Raw genomic sequence first — 4,658 nt, 5'->3', positions numbered from 1 at the left:
CACCCCCAGGGGCTCCGCCCCGGCCCCCGCTCCTCAATCGCCGGAGGGGCTTGAGGTGGCCACCGTTCGCGGTCGCCCCGCAGGTCAGAGAGAGGGGCTGTGCATCAGCCCCGCCAGGGGCGCGGGGAACTGCGCGAGCAACCACGACGCACCCGTCACCCGGCGACGAATCCGCGCCCCCCTCCTCAGGCGCCGGGCTTGAAGCGGCGCAGGCGGAGGCTGTTGGCGACGACGAAGACCGAGGAGAAGGCCATGGCCGCGCCGGCGATCATCGGGTTGAGCAGCCCGGCCGCGGCGAGCGGCAGCGCCGCCACGTTGTAGGCGAACGCCCAGAACAGGTTCGACCGGATCGTGCCGAGCGTCCTGCGGGACAGCCGGATCGCGTCGGCCGCGGCCCGCAGATCACCGCGGACCAGCGTCAGATCACCGGCCTCGATGGCGGCATCCGTGCCCGTGCCCATCGCGAGGCCGAGGTCGGCCTGGGCGAGCGCCGCCGCGTCGTTGACCCCGTCGCCGACCATCGCGACCGAACGGCCCTCGTCCTGGAGGCGCTTGACGACGTCGACCTTGTCCTGCGGCAGGACCTCGGCGACGACGTCCTGCGGCGCGATGCCGACCTCGGCGGCGACGGCCCGGGCCACCACCTCGTTGTCCCCGGTCAGCAGGACCGCGCGCAGGCCGAGCTCGCGGAAGCGGCGGATCGCGTCGGCGCTGGTGTCCTTGACCGCGTCGGCGATCTCCAGGACGGCGCGTGCCTCGCCGTCCCAGGCGACGGCGACCGCGGTCCGCCCGGCGGCCTCGGCCTCCGCCTTCTTGTTCCTGAGCCCGTCCGGGAGCCGGATCTCCCAGTCGGCGAGGAGCTGTTCACGGCCGACGAGGACGGCGTGGCCCTCGACGACGCCCTGGACGCCGAGCCCCGCGACGCCGGCGAAGTCCTCCGGGGTGGGGAGCGGGCCCGTCTGCTCGGTGGCGCCGGCGGCGACGGCCCGCGCGACGGGGTGCTCGGAGGCGTGCTCCAGGGCGCCGGCCAGGCGCAGCGCCTCGGCCTCGGTGACGCCGTCGGCGGTGTGCGTGGCGAGCAGGGTCATCCGGCCGGTGGTGACGGTGCCGGTCTTGTCGAGGACGATCGTGTCGACCCTGTGGGTCGTCTCCAGGACCTCGGGGCCCTTGATGAGGATGCCGAGCTGGGCGCCGCGCCCGGTGCCGACCATGAGGGCGGTCGGGGTGGCGAGGCCGAGGGCGCAGGGGCAGGCGATGATCAGGACGGCGACGGCGGCGGTGAAGGCGGCCGTCCAGCCCGCCCCGTTGCCCAGCCAGAAGCCGAGGGTGGCGACGGCGAGGGCGATGACGACGGGGACGAAGACGGCGGAGATCCGGTCGGCGAGGCGCTGGGCGGCCGCCTTGCCGTTCTGCGCGTCCTCGACGAGCGCGGCCATGCGGGCGAGCTGGGTGTCGGCGCCGACCCGGGTGGCCTCGACGACGAGGCGGCCGCCCGCGTTGAGCGTGGCGCCGGTGACGGTGTCGCCGGTGGCGACCTCCACGGGCACGGACTCGCCGGTGAGCATGGAGGCGTCGACGGCGGAGCTGCCCTCGACGACGGTGCCGTCGGTGGCGATCTTCTCGCCGGGCCGGACGAGGAAGCGGTCGCCGACCGTCAGCTCGCCGACCGGGACGGTCCGCTCGCGTCCGCCGGGGTCGAGGACGGTGACGTCCTTGGCGCCCAGTTCGAGCAGGGCGCGCAGCGCGGCGCCGGCCTTGCGCTTGGAGCGGGCCTCGAAGTAGCGGCCGGCGAGGATGAACGCGGTGACGCCGGCGGCGGCCTCCAGGTAGATGTTCCCCGCGCCGTCGCTGCGGGCGATGGTGAGCTCGAAGGGGTGCGTCATGCCGGGCTCGCCGGCCGTGCCGAAGAAGAGCGCCCACAGCGACCACAGGAAGGCGGCCGAGGTGCCGACCGAGATCAGCGTGTCCATCGTCGCGGCGCCGTGCCGCGCGTTCGTGACCGCCGCCTTGTGGAAGGGCCAGGCCGCGTACGTGACGACGGGCGCGGCCAGGGTCAGCGACAGCCACTGCCAGTACTCGAACTGCAGGGCCGGGATCATCGCCATGAGGACGACCGGCAGTGCCAGGACGGTGGCCGTGACGAGCCGCTCGCGCAGCGGGCGCAGCTCGTCGGGTGCGTCGGCGGTGTCGGTGGGTGCGTCGGCGGCGGCCGGGGGCGCGGGTTCGTGCGCGGTGTATCCGGTGGCCTCGACGGTGGCGATGAGGTCGGCGACCGCGACGCCGGTGTCGAAGGTGACCTTCGCCTTCTCGGTCGCGTAGTTGACGGTCGCCTCGACGCCGTCCATCCGGTTCAGCTTCTTCTCGATCCGGGCGGCGCACGACGCGCAGGTCATGCCGCCGATGGCGAGTTCCACCCGATCGGGTGGGGCGACGGTGTGCGCCGGCATGGTGCCTCCTTGGGACGGTACGGGACCAGGATACCCGGGGTGGGTAACGTGGCGATGTGATCCTTTATACCCCTGGGGGGTATCCAGGGCAAGGGCTCCCCCGACTTGACTTCATACCCCCCGGGGGTACTGTCGTAGCCAAGGGAGCACGACTGAGATGCACGGCAGACCTGGGAGTCGTCATGCGCACCGGACTGAAGATCACCGCCTTCGCCGCGGCCGTCGCCGCCACGTTCGGCACCGCGTACGGGGTGGGCACCGGCCTCGGACCGGTCACCTCCGAGCAGCGGCCCGTCGCGCACGAGGAGCAGCACGCGGGCGGGGACGGGCACGGTGACGAGCCGCCCGGCGAGAGCGGCGAGAGCGCGCGGGAGGCCGGCGAGGAGGCCGGTCACGGCGGGCACGAGGAACCCGCCGCCGCGGCCGCGGACGCGCCCGGGGGCCTCCAGGTCTCCGAGCGCGGCTACACGCTGGACCTCGCGCAGGACCGGCTGCCGGCGCGGCACGGCGAGATCCGCTTCACCCTCCGCAAGGACGCCACCGGCAAGCCTCTGACCTCGTACCGGACGGAGCACGGCAAGGAGCTCCACCTCATCGTCGCCTCGCGCGACCTGACCGCCTACCGGCACCTGCACCCGGTGCGGGCGGCCGACGGCACCTGGTCGACGCCGGTGTCCCTGCCGAAGGCGGGCGACTACCGGGTGTTCGCCGACTTCACCCCGGCCGGCGAGAAGGAGGGACTGACCCTCGGGGCCGGACTCGGCGTCGCCGGCTCGTACACCCCGGCGCCGCTGCCGGAGCACGCGGCGACCGCACGCATCCCCGGGGGCTACGAAGTCCGGCTCGACGGCGGGCTGCACCCCGGCAGGGCGGGCGAACTGACCCTGCGCGTGTACCGCGACGGGCGGCCCGTCACCGATCTGGAGCCGTACCTCGGCGCGTACGGGCATCTGGTCGCGCTGCGCTCGGGCGACCTCGCGTACCTTCACGTTCACCCGCACGACGGGAAGCCCGGGCCCGGGATCACCTTCACCGCGACCGCGCCGAGCAAGGGCGCGTACCGGCTGTTCCTGGACTTCAAGCACGACGGGGAGGTCAGGACGGCTGCGTTCACCGTGCATGCGGCGTAGGGTGGTCGGGATATTGGACTAGACCTGTCGCGGTGTGCGCCGGCGGCGGGCGGACGCGACGGGAGCCTCATGAGCAAGCGTGCAGTCCTGGAGGTGATCGCCCTCGACGCCGAGGACGCGATCGCCGCCCAGGCCGGGGGCGCGGACCGCCTCGAGCTGGTCACCGACATGGCGGCCGACGGGCTCACCCCGCCCGTCAAGACGTTCGAGGCGATCCGCTCCGCGGTGGACATCCCGCTGCGGGTGATGCTCAGGCTGGCCGACGGGTTCGCGGCGGGGGACGTCGACGCGCTGGTGCACGCCGCGGGGGAGCTGCGGTCGGCCGGGGCCGACGAGTTCGTGCTCGGGTTCCTCGACGCGGACGGCGGGCCGGACCTGGACGCCGTCGAACGGGTCGTCGGCGCGCTGGACGGCTGCCGGTGGACCTTCCACCGGGCCCTCGACCGGGCCGCCGACCGGGGGGCACTGCGGCGGGCCGTCGCCGGGCTGCCCGGGCTCGACACGTTCCTCACCGCGGGGTCGCCCGACGGGGTCGACGCGGGGTACGACGTCCTGCTCGCGGAGGCTGCGCGGGCGCGGGGCGGGGAGGCCGGGTACGCGCCGATGATCCTGGTCGGCGGGGGGCTCCGCCTGGAGCATCTGCCGGGGTTGCGCGGGGCGGGCATCACGGGCTTCCACATCGGCGGCGCGGCCCGCCCCTCCGGCTGGACCGCGCCGGTCTCCCCGACCGCGGTCCGCACCTGGCGCACGGCCCTCGACACGCAGGACTCCGCCGGGACCTGACCGCACGAGCGCCGTCGCGGGTTCCGGATGCGTCGCCGGGTGCCGCGCGCGTCGTGGCTGAGCGCGCAGTTCCCCGCGCCCCTTTCTCGGGGCTGATGCACAGCCCCCTGTCTCTGACCTGCGGGGCGACCGCGAACGGTGGCCACCTCAAGCCTCTCCGGCGATTGAGGAGCGGGGCCGGGGCGGAGCCCCGGGGGGTGGCGCCGGTGCGGGGTGCGTATTCGTTGCCGGGTGACGCGTACGTCGTGGTTGCTCGCGCAGTTCCCCGCGCCCCTTTTCGGGGCTGATGCACAGCCCC

3 protein-coding genes are annotated in these 4,658 nt (G+C 74.5%); 2 read left to right on the top strand and 1 reads right to left on the bottom strand.

Features of this window, described 5'->3' with window-relative positions; translation table 11 throughout:
• Positions 1 to 185: 185 nt before the first annotated feature.
• Complete coding sequence (locus GTW43_RS07450; protein WP_161300834.1) at positions 186 to 2,447, bottom strand: heavy metal translocating P-type ATPase; 2,262 nt, start codon at positions 2,445 to 2,447, stop codon at positions 186 to 188.
• A gap of 182 nt (positions 2,448 to 2,629) precedes the next feature.
• Between GTW43_RS07450 and GTW43_RS07445 the strand changes: the two genes are divergently transcribed.
• Positions 2,630 to 3,577, top strand: a complete 948-nt coding sequence (locus tag GTW43_RS07445) for a hypothetical protein (protein WP_161300833.1) — start codon at positions 2,630 to 2,632, stop codon at positions 3,575 to 3,577.
• A 69-nt stretch (positions 3,578 to 3,646) separates the two neighbouring features.
• Positions 3,647 to 4,360 carry a copper homeostasis protein CutC gene (locus tag GTW43_RS07440; protein ID WP_161300832.1) on the top strand — a complete coding sequence of 238 codons (714 nt, stop codon included), beginning with the start codon at positions 3,647 to 3,649 and terminating at the stop codon, positions 4,358 to 4,360.
• Positions 4,361 to 4,658 lie beyond the last annotated feature (298 nt).

It is taken from the genome of Streptomyces sp. SID5785 (assembly GCF_009870065.1).
In the GTDB taxonomy this organism is placed as follows: domain Bacteria; phylum Actinomycetota; class Actinomycetes; order Streptomycetales; family Streptomycetaceae; genus Streptomyces.
This window is presented reverse-complemented; position numbering and strand designations above follow the sequence as displayed.

What these genes read in the sequence shown, in the direction of transcription:
- GTW43_RS07450 (WP_161300834.1), bottom strand. Translation starts at nt 2,447, where the DNA reads ATGCCGGCGCACACCGTCGCCCCACCCGATCGGGTGGAACTCGCCATC.
- GTW43_RS07445 (WP_161300833.1), top strand. Translation starts at nt 2,630, where the DNA reads ATGCGCACCGGACTGAAGATCACCGCCTTCGCCGCGGCCGTCGCCGCC.
- GTW43_RS07440 (WP_161300832.1), top strand. Translation starts at nt 3,647, where the DNA reads ATGAGCAAGCGTGCAGTCCTGGAGGTGATCGCCCTCGACGCCGAGGAC.